The 17,549-nt window shown below is 63.8% G+C and carries 17 protein-coding genes and 1 pseudogene; 6 read left to right on the top strand and 12 right to left on the bottom strand.

The window, feature by feature from the left end:
* Positions 1–300 precede the first annotated feature (300 nt).
* Positions 301–585: pseudogene (locus PJW05_RS13430) on the top strand (transposase); the annotation flags it as partial.
* 21 nt (positions 586–606) lie between these two features.
* On the opposite strand, the gene PJW05_RS13435 reads toward PJW05_RS13430, so the two are convergent.
* From PJW05_RS13435 to PJW05_RS13450, 4 genes are all read right to left on the bottom strand, one after another.
* Positions 607–1,011 (bottom strand): hypothetical protein, encoded by a 405-nt coding sequence (locus PJW05_RS13435; RefSeq protein ID WP_271407517.1) that lies wholly within the window; start codon positions 1,009–1,011, stop codon positions 607–609.
* An 80-nt stretch (positions 1,012–1,091) separates the two neighbouring features.
* Positions 1,092–1,910, bottom strand: coding sequence for a lipid II-degrading bacteriocin (locus tag PJW05_RS13440; protein WP_271407518.1), 819 nt, complete (start codon positions 1,908–1,910; stop codon positions 1,092–1,094).
* A gap of 521 nt (positions 1,911–2,431) precedes the next feature.
* The gene (gene ltrA / locus PJW05_RS13445; RefSeq protein WP_271407519.1) at positions 2,432–3,787 is read right to left on the bottom strand and encodes a group II intron reverse transcriptase/maturase; all 1,356 of its coding nucleotides are present in this window, start codon (positions 3,785–3,787) and stop codon (positions 2,432–2,434) included.
* A 459-nt stretch (positions 3,788–4,246) separates the two neighbouring features.
* Positions 4,247–5,449 carry an ISL3 family transposase gene (locus PJW05_RS13450; RefSeq protein ID WP_271407520.1) on the bottom strand — a complete coding sequence of 401 codons (1,203 nt, stop codon included), beginning with the start codon at positions 5,447–5,449 and terminating at the stop codon, positions 4,247–4,249.
* A 557-nt stretch (positions 5,450–6,006) separates the two neighbouring features.
* Between PJW05_RS13450 and PJW05_RS13455 the strand changes: the two genes are divergently transcribed.
* Positions 6,007–7,263, top strand: a complete 1,257-nt coding sequence (locus PJW05_RS13455) for an OprD family porin (RefSeq protein ID WP_271407521.1) — start codon at positions 6,007–6,009, stop codon at positions 7,261–7,263.
* 248 nt (positions 7,264–7,511) lie between these two features.
* On the opposite strand, the gene PJW05_RS13460 is transcribed toward PJW05_RS13455, so the two are convergent.
* Positions 7,512–8,291: a CHAD domain-containing protein gene (locus tag PJW05_RS13460; protein ID WP_271407522.1), complete on the bottom strand. Its 780-nt coding sequence runs from the start codon at positions 8,289–8,291 to the stop codon at positions 7,512–7,514.
* Positions 8,292–8,445: 154 nt separating this feature from the next.
* Between PJW05_RS13460 and PJW05_RS13465 the strand changes: the two genes are divergently transcribed.
* From PJW05_RS13465 to PJW05_RS13480, 4 genes are all read left to right on the top strand, one after another.
* On the top strand, positions 8,446–10,449 hold the full coding sequence (locus PJW05_RS13465; RefSeq protein WP_271407523.1) for a peptidase U32 family protein: 2,004 nt from the start codon (positions 8,446–8,448) through the stop codon (positions 10,447–10,449).
* Between the two features lie 66 nt (positions 10,450–10,515).
* The gene (locus PJW05_RS13470) at positions 10,516–10,680 is read left to right on the top strand and encodes a hypothetical protein (protein WP_271412316.1); all 165 of its coding nucleotides are present in this window, start codon (positions 10,516–10,518) and stop codon (positions 10,678–10,680) included.
* 112 nt (positions 10,681–10,792) lie between these two features.
* Positions 10,793–11,503: a ferric reductase-like transmembrane domain-containing protein gene (locus PJW05_RS13475; protein WP_271407524.1), complete on the top strand. Its 711-nt coding sequence runs from the start codon at positions 10,793–10,795 to the stop codon at positions 11,501–11,503.
* On the top strand, positions 11,500–11,880 hold the full coding sequence (locus PJW05_RS13480; RefSeq protein ID WP_271407525.1) for a cytochrome c3 family protein: 381 nt from the start codon (positions 11,500–11,502) through the stop codon (positions 11,878–11,880). Before PJW05_RS13475 ends, PJW05_RS13480 begins: the two co-directional genes overlap by 4 nt.
* Positions 11,881–11,899: 19 nt before the next feature.
* On the opposite strand, the gene PJW05_RS13485 is transcribed toward PJW05_RS13480, so the two are convergent.
* From PJW05_RS13485 to PJW05_RS13515, 7 genes are all read right to left on the bottom strand, one after another.
* Positions 11,900–12,568, bottom strand: coding sequence for a TIGR04211 family SH3 domain-containing protein (locus tag PJW05_RS13485; protein ID WP_271407526.1), 669 nt, complete (start codon positions 12,566–12,568; stop codon positions 11,900–11,902).
* 298 nt (positions 12,569–12,866) lie between these two features.
* Entirely contained in the window at positions 12,867–13,295 is a 429-nt protein-coding gene (locus PJW05_RS13490) for a nuclear transport factor 2 family protein (protein ID WP_271407527.1), read from the bottom strand.
* Positions 13,296–13,434: 139 nt separating this feature from the next.
* Positions 13,435–13,935 carry a GNAT family N-acetyltransferase gene (locus PJW05_RS13495; RefSeq protein WP_271407528.1) on the bottom strand — a complete coding sequence of 167 codons (501 nt, stop codon included), beginning with the start codon at positions 13,933–13,935 and terminating at the stop codon, positions 13,435–13,437.
* Positions 13,936–14,071: 136 nt separating this feature from the next.
* Positions 14,072–15,235 (bottom strand): class C beta-lactamase, encoded by a 1,164-nt coding sequence (gene ampC, locus PJW05_RS13500; RefSeq protein WP_333908703.1) that lies wholly within the window; start codon positions 15,233–15,235, stop codon positions 14,072–14,074.
* 191 nt (positions 15,236–15,426) lie between these two features.
* A complete protein-coding gene (locus PJW05_RS13505; RefSeq protein WP_271407529.1) occupies positions 15,427–15,849 on the bottom strand; it encodes an organic hydroperoxide resistance protein in 423 nt (140 codons plus the stop codon).
* Between the two features lie 49 nt (positions 15,850–15,898).
* Entirely contained in the window at positions 15,899–16,657 is a 759-nt protein-coding gene (locus PJW05_RS13510; RefSeq protein ID WP_271407530.1) for an HvfC family RiPP maturation protein, read from the bottom strand.
* Positions 16,650–17,498 carry an HvfB family MNIO-type RiPP peptide maturase gene (locus PJW05_RS13515; protein ID WP_271407531.1) on the bottom strand — a complete coding sequence of 283 codons (849 nt, stop codon included), beginning with the start codon at positions 17,496–17,498 and terminating at the stop codon, positions 16,650–16,652. Before PJW05_RS13515 ends, PJW05_RS13510 begins: the two co-directional genes overlap by 8 nt.
* Positions 17,499–17,549: the final 51 nt, after the last annotated feature.

The raw sequence follows: 17,549 nt of genomic DNA on the forward strand, positions 1-17,549 counted from the left end.
GGGCGTACGTCTATACCGGACATCTACAGGGCGCGGATATCGGGGTAAAGGCGAAACGGTTCGAACGCGAACGCATAGCCTGCGCTCCCGAGGGCGGTCAACGAAGGTGTGAGGGGCGAAGGACGGCTTTGCGGGTTCTGAAGCGCCCGCCAGATGCAGGCGCTCCAAGAGGAGGATTGATGCCCTGAACGCCCCCTCCTTAGGCGGGATATCTGCGATGCCAACGGTATGCCTCTAGGCCTCCTGCTCCTGGAGCAGGTGCGCATTCCTTGAAGGCCGGCTTGAGCTAGCAAGCGCTGACGTTGGTTACTGGCGGATAAGGGATACGACGCCTAGCACCTGTGTCAGTACTGCGACCGCTACCGCATGCAGCCGCTGATCCCGCAGCCCCCCCTGCAGCGCAAGCCCAAGCTTGAGCTGCCCAGACTGTTTGACTGCCCGAAATACCGACAGCGGTACATCATCGAATGGATGTTTGGCTGGCTGAAAGAGAGCCGAAGGATTGGCACCCGCTACGACAAGTTGGCCAGAAGTTTTGCCGCGATGGTCACGCTGGCTTGCACTCTGCGCTGTTTACGGCGATAGCAGCTATCGTCCTCATAATGGTTAGGGGTGTTCCGCAAAGCTTGCTCCAAAACGAATCAAGCTAAAAATAAGAAAAATAATTGACAACACATATAGCGAAATAGCGGACAATCCAAGTGGTTCGCCATAGTTGTAGGCAAAAGAAATCAGAAGACCCAGGCCGCTGTTTATAAATAGCGGAAACGCCCAAAAACAATAAGCTATAATCCGCCACGATTTGTTGACATTAGAAAAATATCTTTCAACTAAACAAACGATTGCCATGCAGAAAAGAGATACTAAAAACAGAAAAAGCAGGATCACCACATACATAGCAAAAGCTGGAATTCCAGCCACATCTGCTGGGTTATTTGGGTTTTCCGGCACGCCCTCCGTAGCCCCCCACAAGCAGAGCGATGCTAGTCCACAGGCGCTCAGCGCTAACATTCTGTGCTTCCACATTAAACATCTCATGACCACCTCCAGTTGAAAAATGGGCCTGACAAAGCCCTGTCAGACCCATTGATTTATTTCTTGTAAGTGATAGGCAACTCACCTTCAATCAGTATTTCATAATTTTTTGCATTTGCGATTCTGCCAATTTCCCTTAGAGCTGTTGTGGCATCTTCATCAAACTCCCCGCGATGGCTACTTGCGTTAGCATCATACACATCTGAATATGCCCGAACTACCCCTTCGAGTCGCACCCTATTGTCGGGGTCTTTCGTTATTTTACCGACAATCCGAAGCGTGATATTTCCGAGATATATCCTGGAAATAGCACTATCCATGCCAGTGTAATAAGGGAAAGAAATATCAAGCTGACTAGTGCCAACAGCGGAATTATCAATTGCGGCCTTGAGCTGGGGGATTTTTTGAGGTGTGGGGGTAATTCCGATGTTGTTTATATTGACTTTCGCCACTTGACCGTTACCAAAAATCCAGTGGCCAATTGCTTTGAATGGGGTATAAAGCCCGCCAGAAAACTCGATCGGCGTAGCCATTTGGGAAACATCTTTGTTTTTTCTGGCCTCTCCAACACCTTGGGACCATGCTAGATGAGGGCTCAGGCTTGGATTTTTAAGCATTAGTAGGTCAGCCTCGAAGCCGGACTTAAAATCCTGAATAATTATGCCATCTAATTTATAAGGGGTTGGGCGGTTATATTTCATCATTTTTATGTGACGCGTAAACATTTCACGCCAGTGCCCTTGTGCATAAGCGCTGTTCCGCTCCTCTATCATTCGTCCAATCATCGCTGCTGGAAACGGAGCCGGCAGTCCAGAAGGGCGAGCAGTCCCGAAATCGTCCGGATAGATAACCATTGGGGGAAGTTCAATAGCCATAAAACACCTTGAGGGTAATTGGGAATGGAATCAGTAGTTGCTCTGCAACCAACCATGGATCAATACGCCAACATCGACAGGAGAGATGCTGGATTGCGAATGGATTGAAAACCACTGCTTCAAGCGGTTTTCGGAAAGTTCCAAATCGATGTACAGAAGGGTCTTACTCGACCGCTGACAAAGGCATCAGCATTCATGCCATCCCGTTGTACCAACGGATTGACGGTTTTCCCCTGGCAGGCGGCGATGACGGCACGGCGGAGGATGCGCGTCCTCAACTGTTCGGAAATGGAGGCATTCATCCCGGCTCAGGGATGGCCATCGATTTCAGTCGCCAACCCGGTGCGAACGGGAACGGCAGCGCGCGAGGGATGCGGGTACGCCCGGCCGACCGACATCTTCCCCTTCCGCCGGGGTGGAGAATGACGACGGCGCTCGTTTCTTCCGGGCATCGAGTAGGGAGCGGGATTACTCCCGCCGCCCTCTCACACCACCGTACGTGCGGTTCCGCATACGGCGGTTCATGGGTGACACTGGAGGCGCCGATGGCTATCCAGTAGCGAGATCAGGCCGACTGCATCGAAGAAGCGCTTCGGGAAGGCGGTGTTCATGTGCGGAGTGCCGGAGTTCCACCAGGGTCCGTACCCGTTGCGGGCTGAACGCCAGGCACGATCTTCCGCAAGTCCCTGTCGACGTAACATCCTCGTTCGACCTTGACGGTGTTTCGCCTGCCGCCACAGCAGGCAGCGCAGCCGCCTTCGCAGCCAACCATCCAGCTCCTGCAGTTCGCGCTTGGTCTGGACGCAGTGGAAGTAGCCGATCCAGCCACGGAGCAGCGGGTTCAGCGTCTCGATGGTGCGACTCAGGCTTCTTCCTCGACCTTGGCGTAGCAGCGCCTTGATCCGCCCCGTCAGCCGTTGCAGGCTCTGCGGGGCAATCCGCAGTCGGGCCAGGGATTGGCGCGTCAGGCCATAGCCGAGGAATCGGCGCGCTGACGCTCGGTCACAAGCACTCTTCGCTTCGTTGATATGCAGTTTCAGTCGCTCCGCCAGGAACGCCCTCATCTGCCCCAACAGCTGTTCGCCGGCCGCCTTGCTGCGCACATAGATGTTGCAGTCATCGGCGTAGCGACAGAAAGCGTGGCCACGGCGCTCAAGTTCGCGATCCCAATCCGTGAGCAGGATATTCGACAGCAGTGGCGAGAGCGGCCCGCCTTGCGGCGTGCCCTCCCGTCGCTGTGCGACCAGTCCATCGCGCATCAGGCCCGCTTCCAGGTAGCGCCGGATCAGCTTGAGCACACGGGTATCGTTGACTTGCCGGGCAATCCGCGACATCAGGATGTCGTGGTTGACCCGGTCAAAGAACTTCTCCAGATCGATATCCACCACCCACCCACGGCCTGCCTGCACGTACCGCTGTGCGGCCAGAACCGCCTGCTGGGCACTGCGCCTGGGTCGAAAACCAAAGCTGGACTCGGAGAACGTGGGTTCGAAGAGTGGCTGGAGCTGCTGGAGCAACGCCTGCTGGATCAGCCGATCCAGCACTGTCGGGATACCCAGGGTGCGTATCCCACCCGCAGGTTTCGGGATATCCACCGCGCGTATCGCCCGGGGCAGGTAATCCCCGTCCAGCAGCGCTGCCTTGACTCTCGGCCAGTGGGCTTTTAGCCACTCGGCAAACCCCTCGACTGCGAGGCCATCGACTCCCGCTGAACCTCGGTTGCCAACGACTCGCCGGTACGCCAGCCACAGGTTGGCTCGATCCACCACCGCTTCCATCAGCGATGGCGCCCCCGCTTTCGTTTGCCCGGCAGCCGCCGTGCAGGCCTCAACACCATAAGCAGCGCCACCGGAGTTCCGCCCCTGCAACGTGGTCATGGCTGCGCTTGTTCCACGCACGTGTGTCTCATCGGCCCGCATCGAGTCTCTGCCGTCCTAATCGCGGTCACTCATGTTCGGCCCTTCGGTCAGATCGCACCTACTATGGCCTCTGCTGACTTCTACACGGCCATCCTCACGCCTCGCGACGTCAGTAGCCCAGCGGCAACCGTGCAGATCTCCCCGGGTATGGCACACCCACCTTCACGCTTATGCCTGTCGGATATACGCCGCGTCGTTCCGTGCAAGTATCGGGCTTCGACCTTTTTTGCTGCCTCACCCCGACGCGTCGCCTCCTATCCGCTTCCTTTTCGTCAGGCCAGCGCTTTGCCTCGGGCTTCCTCCGGATGCGCAGTCACCCGCGCCACCCTTGCCTCCGGCTAACACTTCCCCTTGCCGGGTGTGTAGAGGACTTTCACCTCCCAGTGAGTGCGCCCTGCCGGGCGCACAAAAAAAGGTTCATCGCGCTTTCCCGGGGAAGGCGGCCTTGATTTTCAGGAAGAAGTAGTGGGAGTCCCGGAAGCCGTAGGCCATGCGCTTGATCACCTTGATACGGTTATTCACGCCCTCCAGCAGGCTGGTATGTAGGTGGAAACGCGCACTGGCGAGGATGCCCCGGGCGTATTTGCGCAGGTTGCGGGCAAAGCGTTGCAGTGGCGCCAGACCGCTGTCCCGGGCATGCCGTAGCCAACTTCGCCAGCGCCGCCAGCCCTCCTGCACACTGGGGGCGTACCAGATTGCCTTTAACGCATCCTTGAGCACATAGACCGTGGCCAGTGGTTGGTTGGCCGCGAGCAGCTCTTGCAACTGCACGGCCTGCCCGTCCTTGAGGTTGTCGTGATTGCGCAGCAGCAGCCAGCGACTCTGCTTGACCACCTTGCGCGCCGGTTTGTCTTCGCGCAGGAGGTTGGCCTGGTCGACGCGGATACGGTCGATCACCTCACGGCCGTAGCGCGCCACCACGTGGAACAGGTCATACACCACTTCGGCCTGCGGGCAGTGCCGCTTCACCTCCAGGTCGAAAGCCGTGTTCATGTCCATCGCCACCGCCTCGATCTGCTGGCAGCGCTCGCCCAGCAATTCGAAGAACGGGCGAATCGCCTCGCGGCTGTTGCCATGCCCGACCCACAGCACCCGCGTCCGCTCGGCATCCATGATCACCGTGGCATAACGATGCCCCTTGTGCAGGGCGAACTCGTCCATCACCAGACGGCGAACATCGCCCGGCTTGAAAGCGCCAACGGCGGCCTCCAGGCGGCGCTTATCGAGCGTCTTGAGCGTGTGCCAGTGCAGGCCGGTGAGGCGGCTGACATGACTGATGGGCAGCAATTGCAGCAAGCCTTCGAGCCAGACGCGCAAGCGTTGGGTCAAACGCGACACCGGTTCCAACCAGCTGATCCGCTCGGTTACCCGCCCACAACTCAGGCAATCGACGCGGCGCACCGGTAGCTGGAGCAAGACGCGCTGGTCGAACAGATCGCGATCGCGCACCTGACGAGTCCGCCGCTCATGGATCAATGGACAGGCTTCACCACAGCGTCCGCATTCGGGGATGGAGCCGACTTGAGGCTCGAGCTCGATTAGCAGGGTGTCGTGGGTTGATTGGCGACAGGAGACGACTGCGTAGCCTGGCCAGAAAGCAGCAAGATCAATAGGATGCACGGCGGCAGCAGGGGGTGGTGGTTGGTTCGTTTGGCGACTGCCAATCTAACCACTTCCCTGACTGTCAACTCGCTCTTCCCCCTGATCCCGCGAAGAACCAAAAAAAAGCCGCCTTGGGGCAGGCGGCTGAAGGATATCTAACCAAAGGAACGATGAAGCGGAGATGCCGTTCGCAGTGCCTGGGGGAGCCAGAAAGTGCGCCCGGCTGAATCTTCATCGACAACAGTCTTGCGCAGATTCGGCGCCGGCCATAATCGAATGCCGTGATATCGACTATCGATAGCAATACCTGGGCCTGTGTTTTCGCGAATGTTAGCCGCGCGGCCTCTTAAACCCGCAACGCTTTGACCCGAAAGGAGAATATTGATTTTGTCGATACTTGAAATCAATTTTTGGAATTTTTCGGATGGCACTTCACGTGATAACTGTTGCGCGGCTTTTCGGCCTCATAACCAATAATCGAATAATTTCAGTTCTAGGCGACTACAGCCCCGCAACACGCTATATCCTTCCTGCCGATTCCAAAACCAACAAAGCCAAGACCATCAGGAGCACCCATGCACACACGTGGATATTTCGCGGCGACCTGCGCCGCCCTTTCCATCGCCGTCCATTCCGCCCATGCCAGCGAGCAGTCCGAAGCCCAGGGCTTCATTGAAGACGCCAACGCGACTCTGCTGCTGCGCAACGCCTACTTCAACCGCGACTTCAAGGACGGCGCCCGCGACGCCAAGAGCTGGGGCCAGGCGTTCATCACCACCTTCGAGTCGGGCTTCACCCAGGGCACCATCGGCTTCGGCGTCGACGCCTACGGTCTGCTCGGCGTGAAGCTGGACAGCGGCCGCGGCCGCAACTATGCCGCCTTCTTCGACACCGACAGCGAAGGCCGCCCGGTGGACGACCTCTCCGAGGCCGGCGGCGTGCTCAAGCTGCGGGTCTCCAACACCGTGCTCAAGTACGGTAATCAGTTCCCGTCCCTGCCCGTGCTTGCCCACGACGACAGCCGCCTGCTGCCCCAGGCCTTCACCGGCACCCTGCTCACCAGCAAGGAAATCGAGGGCCTGGAGCTGAACGTCGGCCGCTTCACCGGCGACAGCCCCATGGGCGACCCGGCGCGCGACCCCAACCGCCTGAAGAGCATCGACGTGATCGGCGGCAGCTACGCGGTCAGCGACGACTTCAACGTGAGCCTTTACCACTCCGACGTCGAAGACCAGTTCAAGAAGTACTACGCCAACCTGAACTACAACATCCCGCTCAGCGATGCCCAGGCGCTGAACTTCGACTTCAACATCTACCGCACCAAGTACGACGACGGCGCCACCTCGGCGCTGGCCTTCGGCGGTGACGGCCAGGGTGACCGCAACACCCTGTGGAGCCTGGCGGCCAAGTACAGCGTCGGCGCCCACGCCTTCATCCTCGCCCACCAGCGCAACAGCGGCGATGCCGGCTACGCCTACGACTTCGGCGACGGCGGCAGCACCATCTACGTGGCCAACTCCTACTACTCGGACTTCAACCTGGAAGACGAGCAGTCCTGGCAGGTCAGCTACGAGCTGGACTTCGCCGAATACGGCGTGCCCGGCCTGAGCTACAAGTTCGCCTACGTGCGTGGCACCGACATCGTTGCCGGCGGCGAAACCGACGGCACCGAACGCGAACTGTTCAACCAGTTCAAGTACGTGGTGCAGGACGGTCCGGCCAAGGACCTGTCGTTCAAGCTGCGCAATTCCATCTACCGCGCCGACAACGACGTAGGACCGGACCTCAACGAGATCCGCGCCTTCATCGAGTACCCCCTGAGCATCCTCTGATGCCTCCGGTCGCGCCGGCTCGTCGGCGCGACCGCCCTGCTCCACCGGCCGGCGTCGGCCATCGGCCCCGACAACCTTTCGCCGGCTGATGGTGGTCACGGGGCCGACACACCATTCAGTGCCGTCGGGCGCTGCATCTTCGACTACCGCGGTGCGCGCGTGCTGACTTCCAAACTGCGCCTCGAATCGGCATCCAGCGATCCGCTTGCCCATCTGCAAGCGGCCGGCACTGGCCGAGGCTTGAGAACCTAGCCGGCCGTGGCCGGGGTTTGCGCCAGGCACTCGGCAAGGATCGAAAGCTCCACTTCGGCGGCCGTCAGTTCCGCAGCGCCAGCAATCTCCCAGCGGTCCTTGAGCACCAGCAGATCCGCTTCCTGATCGGCCCGCAGGCACCACTGGAAATGGTCGTGCCAGTCCCCCAGGGCAGACTGCACGGCCTTCAGGACGGGCACCGCGTCCCGTGGCAGCGGCGACAGTCCGGGATAGGCCTCGTGGGCATAGCGCATGCGCTTGACCAGCAGGCGCAGTGCGTGGCGGTCGAAGGTGGGGTCGGCGAGCACCTCGCGCAGGCGCTGCAGCTGGCGTTGCAGGCGAGTTTTCACACGCAGGCGCAGCCTGTCCAGCTCGCCCTCGCGCTGGGCTTCACGCATCCGCGCCGGCCAGCCGTCCAACTGAGCCAGGAAGCGCTGCAGCGTGGCGCTGGTCTCGATGGCCGCATAGCGTGACTCCAGCAATTGCTTGCGGCGTTGCGCCTGGTCGCGGAAACCCTGGCGCTCCAGTTCCACGATCAGCACCTCCAGGTCGCGCACCGGCGTGGTCAGACGGCCGACGTCCGCGGCCGCCTCATCCAGTGCCCTGGGCACGCCCAACCGGCGCATCGGCCGCAGCAGGCTGCGCAGCTTGCGCAGGTTGATCCGCAGATCGTGCAGCGCCTCGGCATCCGTGCGGCACGCAAGGCGCGCAACGGTATGGTGGAGTCCGATTTCCAGGCCCAGTACCTGGGCGATCACCGAATCGACGAATGACATCTTGCTACCCTTCGAAACCACGGCTCGGGGGAGCTTAGCCAAGAAACATGAGAACGATGTTGCAGCGCCCTCCGCCATCCGGCACTCCGCAGGTGCCCGGACGCGCCATGCCCGCTACAATGCGCCCCCTGCATTCGTGCCGGACGTGTTTGCCATGCCCTTGCCCAAGAACCAACTCGAACTCCTGAGCCCCGCCCGCGACGTCGAAATCGCCCGCGAGGCCATCCTGCACGGCGCCGACGCCGTGTACATCGGCGGCCCGAGCTTCGGCGCCCGCCACAACGCCTGCAACGAAGTGGCGGACATCGCCCGCCTGGTGGAATTCGCCCGCCGTTTCCATGTGCGGGTGTTCGTCACCATCAACACCATCCTCCACGACGATGAGCTGGAGCCGGCGCGCAAGCTGATCCACGCGCTCTACGACGCTGGCGTCGACGCGCTGATCGTGCAGGACATGGGCGTGCTCGAACTGGATATTCCGCCGATCGAGCTGCACGCCAGCACCCAGACCGATATCCGCACCCTGGAACGCGCCAAGTTCCTCGACAAGGCCGGCTTCTCCCAGTTGGTGTTGGCCCGCGAGCTGAACCTCAAGCAGATTCGCGCCATCGCGGACGAGACGGACGCGGCCATCGAATTCTTCATTCACGGCGCACTCTGCGTGGCCTTCTCCGGGCAGTGCAACATCTCCCACGCCCAGACCGGCCGCAGCGCCAACCGTGGCGACTGCTCCCAGGCCTGCCGCCTGCCCTACACCCTGAAGGATGACCAGGGCCGCGTGGTGGCCTTCGAGAAGCACCTGCTGTCGATGAAGGACAACAACCAGAGCGCCAACCTCAGCGCCCTGGTGGATGCCGGCGTGCGCTCCTTCAAGATCGAAGGGCGCTACAAGGATGCGAGCTACGTCAAGAACATCACCGCCTACTACCGCCAGCGCCTGGACGGCATCCTCGAAGGCCGCCCGGACCTCGCCCGCGCCTCCAGCGGTCGCACCGACCACTTCTTCGTGCCGGACCCGGACAAGACGTTCCACCGCGGCAGCACCGACTACTTCGTCACCGAGCGCAAGATCGACATCGGCGCCTTCGACACGCCTACCTTCACCGGCCTGCCCGTGGGGCAGGTGGAAAAGGTCGGCAAGCGCGACCTGATCGCCGTAACCCATGAGCCGCTGTCCAACGGCGACGGCCTCAATGTGCTGGTCAAGCGCGAGGTGGTCGGTTTTCGCGCCAACATCGCCGAGCTGAAGGACAGCTTCGAGGAAGACGGCGAGCAGCGCTGGCGCTACCGGATCGAGCCCAACGAGATGCCGCCCGCCCTGTCCCGCCTGCGGCCGAACCATCCGCTCTCGCGCAACCTGGACCACAACTGGCAGCAGGCACTGCTGAAAACCTCCGCCGAGCGTCGTGTCGGCCTCAGCTGGAAAGCCAGCCTGCGTGAAGAGCGCCTGGAACTGACCGCCACCAGCGAAGAAGGCGTGAGTGCCCGTGTGGCGCTGGACGGCCCCTTCGGCGCGGCGAACAAGCCTGAACAGGCCCTGGAACAGTTGCACGACCTGCTCGGCCAACTGGGTACCACGCAGTATCACGCCGAGCGGATCGAGCTGGACGCGCCCCAGGCCTTCTTCATCCCGAACTCCCAGCTCAAGGCCCTGCGCCGCGAAGCCATCGAGGCGCTGACCGAAGCACGACTGCAAGCCCACCCGCGCGGCAGCCGCAAGGCCGTCAGCGTGCCGCCGCCGGTCTACCCGGAGTCGCACCTGTCGTTCCTCTACAACGTCTACAACCAAAAGGCCCGCGACTTCTACCACCGTTACGGCGTGCAACTGATCGACGCGGCCTACGAGGCCCACGAGGAAGCCGGCGAGGTGCCGGTGATGATCACCAAGCACTGCCTGCGCTTCTCCTTCAACCTCTGCCCCAAGCAGGCCAAGGGTGTCACCGGCGTGCGCACCAAGGTCGCACCGATGCAGCTGGTCCACGGCGACGAGGTGCTGACCCTGAAGTTCGACTGCAAACCCTGCGAGATGCACGTGGTGGGCAAGATGAAGGGGCACATCCTCGACCTGCCGCAGCCGGGCAGCGCGGCGACTCAAGTGGTCGGCCACATCACCCCGGACGACCTGCTCAAAACCATTCGCCACCGCGCGCCGCACTGACGGCACCGCCACGGAAGGCCAACGGGAACCCAGCACCAACCCGAGTCCGCCGTCGCCCCAGTCCGTTTGCTGGACGCCCTGTCGTTCTGGCTCAAGCAGGGGCTCATCAGCTTCGGCGGGCCGGCCGGGCAGATTGTCCTGGGCGCCGCCATGGCCCTGTTCCGCTTCAGGCGCGGCGTCATTCAGGGGCTACTGGCCAGCGCCCTCGTCGTGCACCGGCTGCGCGGCTGACGCGCAAGCTGGCACGACAGCCAAGCAATCTGGCAGCCATTCGACAGCATCGCGCGCTCCACGCTGCGAGAATTTCGCCATACGACAGGAAGTCCAAGGCCCGGAGGTGAGCATGCTGGTATTGATCTCGCGCTTGGGGCTGCTGGCCACCCTGCCCTTCTCCCTGATCCTTCTCGCCGACCCCATGCCGGGCCTCGCACCGGTCTGGGATTTCGCCAATGCCGCCGGCTTCCTCTGCGGCCTGCTGCTGATGCTGCTGTTCGTCTACAGCGGCCGCCCCCTCGCCCGCCCCCACTACGACGGCAAGTTCTTCATGAACCTGCACCGCGACCTCAGCTACGTGGCACTGGTCCTGCTGCTCCTGCATGTGGGCGTGCTCGTCGTGAGCGAACCCCAAGTGCTGGACTACCTGCTGCCACAAGCGGCCTGGCCCATGCTCAGTGGCACCGTCTCCGCCCTGCTGTTGCTGGCCCTGGTGCCCATCAGCCTGCCCGGCGTGCGCCAGAGGATCTGGCGCCATCACGTGCGGTTCCGGCGCTGGCATCAGGCCCTTTCCAGCCTGATGCTGGCACTGCTGGCGATACACGTGATTGCTGCGGGTTTCTACACGGCCGGGTTGTGGAAAGCCCTGCTCTGGGGTGGCCTGACCTGCGTCGCGCTGGTCTGGCCACTGTTGCCGCGCCGGCCCCTGGAGCGCACGGCGTCCCACCGGCGACGCAACACCGCCGGCTACGCCAGCTGGCTCTGTGCCGGGATGCTGGTAGCGGCCCTGGGCCTGGCCGGGGGCTTCGCCCTGGTCGCCAACAGTGACTTGCCCCTATGAAGTGGCTCTCCCTCACCCTCGTCCTGACGCTGCTGGTCCTGTTCGGCTACGGCGTCTCCCGCAGACACGACGAACTGGTGCGCGCCCGGCCGCTGCTGCCGTTGAACTTCGACCACGGTGTGCACGGCAAGGTGAACTGCCTGACCTGCCACCATGACTACGCCGATCGCTCGCCCGCCGCACCCAACGGCGACCGCACCTGCCTGCTCTGCCACAAGAAGAGCCCGGCACTGGCCCTGCGCATCGAGGAAGATTTCCATCAGCTGTGCCGCGGCTGCCATCTGCAGAAGCTCCAAGACGCGCGCGCCGCAGGTCCCGTGCGCGCCTGCGGACAGTGCCACGTGGCGCCCCATTCCTCGCTGCCTGGGCCCCCCTGAGTTCAGAGGCTACGCCGGCTCAGATCCACTGATCGTTGCGCTTGCGCTTGACCCGCAGCAGGGTCGGCAGGATCAGGCCGACCAGCAGTCCGGCACCGGCGATGCTGCCGCCGTAGACCATGTAGCGCATCAGCACCTGCTTGTTCTCGTCGCCCAGTTGCGCCCGGGCGTCGCGCAGTTCGGCACGGACCTGGGTCAGTTCGCTGTCCAGCGAGGTGCGCGCCGCCTGCAGTTCATCGATCAGTGTCTTGCGCGAGTCCAGGGTTTCCTGCATGCCCTGCACGCGGGTCTTCCAGGTGTCGTTGATACCCTCCAGTTCGGCGCTCAGCTCGGACACCTTCTTTTCCAGGTCCGGCAGGCGCTCGGCCTGGCCGGGCATCTCCTGCAGGTCGCGGCTGGGAATCCACACCGTGCTGCCGCTCTCGCTGCGCACCTGGCTGTAGTCCCCCTTGGTGCCCAAAAGCTCCACCTTCTGCCCGGAGCCGAGCGTCCCGACGATGCGGTAGCCATCGGTGGGGCCGCTGCGCACATAGGTGGTCAGGCTGTCGCTCACCCAGCGCACGTTGCCGGCGGCCTCCTCGGCCTGCGCCGGAACGGCGGCCGCCAGCAGACCGGTCAGCAGGCAGGCACCGAGGGCGCAGGTCCGGAACGGGGAAACAGGGGCGGAGGAATGTTGGGATACGGGCATGGGCAATCTTCACATGGCAATGGAACGGAACCCGCCGAACGGGCGCGGAAACAGCCGGCCACGCGAGTGCGGGTGGACAGGAGCGCGATGCGGGTGGTGCGGAAACCGGGCGGATGCCCAGGTGGCGCGCGCCCTGCGGTCCACCCGGCGGGCCGACCTGAGACAGACAGCATGCGGGCGGAAGGAGTTCACCCGGTCGTGGAGTGCGTGATGGACGGCACCTGTGGCCGGCGGCGCGGAGGGTGTGGCGACCCGGCGACTGTCGCCGGGTGCGCGTGAAGCTCGCTGATGGAGCCGGTCAGGCTTTGGCGGCGGCCAGATAGCCACCCAGGCGACGTCCCATTTCCTCGCCCAGCGCCTGCAGTCCGCTCATGGGACGGACCATGACTTCGAACTCGACGATGCGGCCCTGCTCGTCGAAGCGAATCATGTCGATGCCCTTCAGCTGCCGCCCGCCCACACTCGCACTGAACTCCAGTGCCACGCTCAGGCCGTCGGCCGTGGCCAGTTGACGGTGGTAGGTGAAGTCGACGAAGACCTGGAGCACGGTGTTGAGAATCGTGGAAACCACCGTCGCCCCCGGATAGGGGGTATGTGCCATCGGTGAACGGAACACCGCGTTTTCCGCCAGCAGTTCGGGCAAGGCGCCGAGGTCCTTGCGCTCGACCATCTCGTGCCAGCGTTGCAGCGAGGCGGCGGCGCGGGGATGCAGGTTCAGGTCGGTCATGCTCTCTTCCTTTTGCTCGTTGTTGTCGAGGAAGCCCGCGACGTGCGGGAGAGCAGCGACGATACGGCGCGGATCAGCGCCGGCTCAATGATCGAAAATGACAGTCCGCTGATCCTGCCGCACAACGTGCGCGCGTCGCTCAGTGCGCACGCGTCACCAGGAAGCTCAGCAACTGCGGGTCGTCGCCCGGCTCGATGGCCAGGACCGGCCGCTGCAACCCGGCCCGCACCGCGCGCCAGAACGCCTGGGCCAGCTCATCCTGCCGATAGAAGCGCACCAGCCAGTCGTTCTCCCCGCTCGCCAGCACCTGCGTGGCCAGCGCCCGGCCTATGCCCCGCCGGCGGTACTTCTTGAGCACGAACAGGTCCGCCAGCTCCAGGGCATCGATCCCCGGCAGCTCGCTGCGCTCGACCAGCAGGAAACCGGCGATGAAGCCCTCGACCAGCACCAGGCTGGCGCTCCACTGCGGCGCCTGCCAGTAGCGCGCCAGGTGTTCCTCGTGGACATAGAAACGGCCGTCCACTTCGACATCCTCCTGCTCCCAGTCCGAGGATTCATAGGCATAGAACTGGTAGAGGTTGCGGATCAGGTCGATGTGTTCGGGGCCGGTTTCCACCAGCTCGACCGTGGCGTCGCTCATGGCCGCCCCCCCTGTACGGATGGGCGGTGGAACAGCGTAATCGAAGTGGCAGGCATGGGGATCTCGGTGCGGGAACAGGGATTCAGGGCGCCCGTATTCTCATGAAATACGGGGCCGATGTCATCGCTTTGCCGCCCTACTCCGCCAGCGTGCCGAGGATGTGGTAGGCGAGCTTCACCCGTTCTTCGTTCGGGTAGTTCCGGTTGGCCAGCAGCACGATGCCAAGGCGTTTTTCCGGGACGAAGGCCACGTAGGCGCCGAAGCCATTGGTCGAGCCGGTCTTGTTGATCCAGACCGCCTGTTGCGGCGGCAGGGGCGGCGTGAGGGCGGTCACGGCCTGGCTTTCCAGGACCATGTGGCTGCCGTTGCCGTCCAACAGGGTCTGCAGTGTCACCGGGTAGCGGTACTGCTCCCAGATCAGGTCCTGGGTCATGGCGCCCACCTGGTATTGCCCGCTGCGCGTGGCGTCCAGGGCCTGTTGCGTGGTGGCATCGACCGCCTGCAGGCCCAGGTGGGCCTCGACGAAGCGCAGCAGGTCGCGGCTGCTGGTCTTGACCCCGTAAGCCTCGGCGGCCAGCACCGCCGGGTTCACCCGCACCGGCGCATCGGCCTTGTCATAGCCCTGGGCATAACGCGGCATCGCATCGGTGGGAACATCGATGAAGGTGCTGGTCATGCCCAGTTTCGGCAGGAGGTCCTTCTCCAAGGCCTGGGCATAGGGCACGCCCAGGCTCTGGGCCGTCACCACGCCGAGCAGGCCGATGCTGGGGTTGGCGTAGGTCCTGTGGCTGCCCACGGCGAATTGCGGTTGCCAGGCCTTGTAGTAGTCCAGCAGTTGTCGCCGGTTGCGCACGCTGTCTGGCAATTGCAGCGGGAATCCGCCGGCCGTGTGGGTGGCGAGGTTCAGCAGCGTCACCCGATCGAGCCGGCTGCCCTTGAGTTCCGGCAGGTAGTGGCCGGGGCTGTCGGCCATGACGAGCTTGCCCCGCGCCTCGGCATAGCTGGCCAGCGCCACGGTGAAGGTCTTGCTGATGGAGCCGACCTCGAACAGCGTGTCGCGCGTCACCGGCTGCCCGGTGTCCCGGGAGGCCACACCGGCGTTGTAGACGTAATGCTGCCCGCCCTGGGTGACGGCGATGGCCATGCCGGGAATGCCGTTGCGCTGCATGACCTGGCGGACCTCCCGTTGCAGGCTGTCGTCGAGGTCGCGGAATTCTTCGGCGGCCATGGTCGCCGGCGCCAGGGCGGCGGCAAGTCCGGCCAGCAGCAGTCTGGCCAGGCGCGGGGCATTGGCGTGCATCGGGTCGTTCCTGATGATGAAGGGATGAGGACCCTAGCATTTCGGCCCGGCGCCGCCAAAGCCATGTCGTCAGCGGATAGTGCGGTCCGGGCGCGGCCAGGCCCCTCCCCGGTTCGCCGTGGCCGTACAGGAGGCATGAAAAAGCCCGCGTACCGGTCCGGTACGCGGGCTGTTCAGTGGTTCGAGGCGAATCAGGGGATATCGAAAGTCACTTCAATATTGCCGCGGGTGGCTTTGGAGTACGGGCAGAGCTGGTGCGCCGCGTCCACCAGGCGCGCCTTGTCTTCCTGCGCCAGGCCCGGCAGCTCCACGGTCAGTTTCGCCGCCAGGGCGAAGCCGCCGTCCGCCGTGTTGCCCAGGGAAATGTCGGCGGCCACCGCCACCTCTTCCGGCAGGCGGATCGACAGGCTCTGGCCGGCGCGGCGCATGGCACCGATGAAGCAGGCCGACCAGCCGACGCCCAACAGTTGCTCGGGGTTGGTCCCCGGCCGCCCGGAGCCGATCGGGCTCAGGTGAAGGTCCAGTTCGCCGTCGGCGGATGTGCCGCGGCCATCGCGGCCGCCGGTGGTGCGGGTCTTGCCGATATACAGGGTCTTTTCCAGGATCGCGGTCATCGCTGATTGTCCTTTCCGGGTAGGGGGTGAAGGCCGGCGCGAGCCGGCGTCAGACTGCGCGTCCGGCGCGGGTGCCGAGCACCACGCCCTGGGCGCGCAGGGTTTCCAGCAGGGCCAGGCCCTGCGAGAGAATGTCGTCAGGTTCGACACCGATGGCCTGTGCCAACCCCGCGAGGTGCTGGCGGCCGCTGCAGTACCGCCCCTGCACGGATTCGAGGAGCCCGTGGGCCAGGGGCGCCAGGCGCGCGAAATGCACCTTCAGGTCTGCGCCACGCCGCGCCAGCAGCAGGGTCGGTTGCTCCGGGGCTTCCTCCGGCCGGTAGCCGGGGCCGATCTCACTCACCGGCCACTCATAGGCCAGCGGCCAGGCCAGGCCGGAGAGCAGCGGGACGCCGTCCAGCAGATCGCCCTCGGGATCGTGGGCCGGCTCGCGCCTGTCGCTCAGCAGCAACGCCGCCTCGACCCACTCGTAATGGGCCAGCTCCACCGACCAGGGCGGCAATGCCAGCGCTTCGCTGCCACCTTCCGCCAGGTAGTCGACGAACTCCCCGGAGATCTCGGTGAACAGCGGCGTCCGGCAGCGGTAGCCGGCGTAGAAGGACTCCACCAGCCGCCGCCACGAGTGCGCTCCCAGGCTGGCGCGCAGCACCGGGAAGGCGCCCGCCAGCAGCGACTCGACATTGCCGAAGAACAGCTGTCGGTACACCGCCAGGCGGCGCGCCTCGATGCCGGGCGGCGGCGGATTGTCCTGCGGGGCCCGCACATGCCGCGCCAGGCTCATCAGTTGGTCATGCAAAACCTTATGCACGGCGCACCTCCGGGCAGGCGGTGGCAGCCTGTTGCCGCGCGCGGATCTGCTCCACTTCGCCCAGCAGTTCCGCCAGCGGCGGGAAATTGAAGTCACGCTCCAGCAGGGTCGGCCGCGCACCGAAGCGCTGGTAGGCCTGCTCCAGCAGGGACCAGACGTCCCCCTTCACGGTGGCGCCGTGGGTATCGATCTTCAGGTCCGGTGCTTCGTCGTAGTGGCCGGCCACGTGCAGGTAGACGACCCGACCGGCTGGCAGCGCCGCCAGGTACTCGGAGGCGTCGTAACTGTGGTTGATCGAATTGACGTACAGGTTGTTGACGTCCAGCAGCAGGTCGCAGTCGGCCTCGTCCAGGACCGCGCGGAGGAAGTCGACCTCGCGCAGGGCCTGGTAGGGCGCGGCGTAGTAGGAAATGTTCTCCACGGCGATGCGTCGGCCAAGCACGTCTTGGGCCTGGCGGATGCGCGCGGCGACGTGGTGCACCGCCTCGTCGGTGAAGGGCAGCGGCAACAGGTCGTAGAGTTGCCCGTCGTCCGAGCAGTAGCTCAGGTGCTCGCTGAAGAAGGCCACGGCGTGGCGGTCGAGGAATTGCCGGATGTCTCGCAGCAGGCCGATGTCCAGCGGCGACGGGCCACCCAGGGACAGCGACAGGCCGTGGCAGGCCAGCGGAAAGCGTTCGGCCAGGCGCGCCAGGTCATCGCCGTAACGACCGCCGACGTTGATCCAGTTGTCCGGCGTGCACTCCAGGAAATCCACGGCACCGGCCTCCATCGCCAGCAATTCGGGTAGCAGTGCGCGGCGCAGGCCCAGGCCTGCACCCTGCGGGAAAGAACCAGTGCTCATGGGCGTTCTCCTGAGGTGGGAGCCCTCCCCGGCACGGTGCGCGGGGAGGGA

Source organism: Pseudomonas sp. Q1-7, assembly GCF_028010285.1.
Classification (GTDB): Bacteria; Pseudomonadota; Gammaproteobacteria; order Pseudomonadales; family Pseudomonadaceae; genus Metapseudomonas.

Coding starts and splice junctions, on each gene's coding strand:
- ampC (WP_333908703.1), bottom strand. CDS start 15,235: ATGCACGCCAATGCCCCGCGCCTGGCCAGACTGCTGCTGGCCGGACTT.
- ltrA (WP_271407519.1), bottom strand. CDS start 3,787: ATGACCACGTTGCAGGGGCGGAACTCCGGTGGCGCTGCTTATGGTGTT.
- PJW05_RS13505 (WP_271407529.1), bottom strand. CDS start 15,849: ATGACCGCGATCCTGGAAAAGACCCTGTATATCGGCAAGACCCGCACC.
- PJW05_RS13465 (WP_271407523.1), top strand. CDS start 8,446: ATGCCCTTGCCCAAGAACCAACTCGAACTCCTGAGCCCCGCCCGCGAC.
- PJW05_RS13460 (WP_271407522.1), bottom strand. CDS start 8,291: ATGTCATTCGTCGATTCGGTGATCGCCCAGGTACTGGGCCTGGAAATC.
- PJW05_RS13485 (WP_271407526.1), bottom strand. CDS start 12,568: ATGCCCGTATCCCAACATTCCTCCGCCCCTGTTTCCCCGTTCCGGACC.
- PJW05_RS13490 (WP_271407527.1), bottom strand. CDS start 13,295: ATGACCGACCTGAACCTGCATCCCCGCGCCGCCGCCTCGCTGCAACGC.
- PJW05_RS13480 (WP_271407525.1), top strand. CDS start 11,500: ATGAAGTGGCTCTCCCTCACCCTCGTCCTGACGCTGCTGGTCCTGTTC.
- PJW05_RS13435 (WP_271407517.1), bottom strand. CDS start 1,011: ATGTTAGCGCTGAGCGCCTGTGGACTAGCATCGCTCTGCTTGTGGGGG.
- PJW05_RS13515 (WP_271407531.1), bottom strand. CDS start 17,498: ATGAGCACTGGTTCTTTCCCGCAGGGTGCAGGCCTGGGCCTGCGCCGC.
- PJW05_RS13440 (WP_271407518.1), bottom strand. CDS start 1,910: ATGGCTATTGAACTTCCCCCAATGGTTATCTATCCGGACGATTTCGGG.
- PJW05_RS13455 (WP_271407521.1), top strand. CDS start 6,007: ATGCACACACGTGGATATTTCGCGGCGACCTGCGCCGCCCTTTCCATC.
- PJW05_RS13475 (WP_271407524.1), top strand. CDS start 10,793: ATGCTGGTATTGATCTCGCGCTTGGGGCTGCTGGCCACCCTGCCCTTC.
- PJW05_RS13495 (WP_271407528.1), bottom strand. CDS start 13,935: ATGAGCGACGCCACGGTCGAGCTGGTGGAAACCGGCCCCGAACACATC.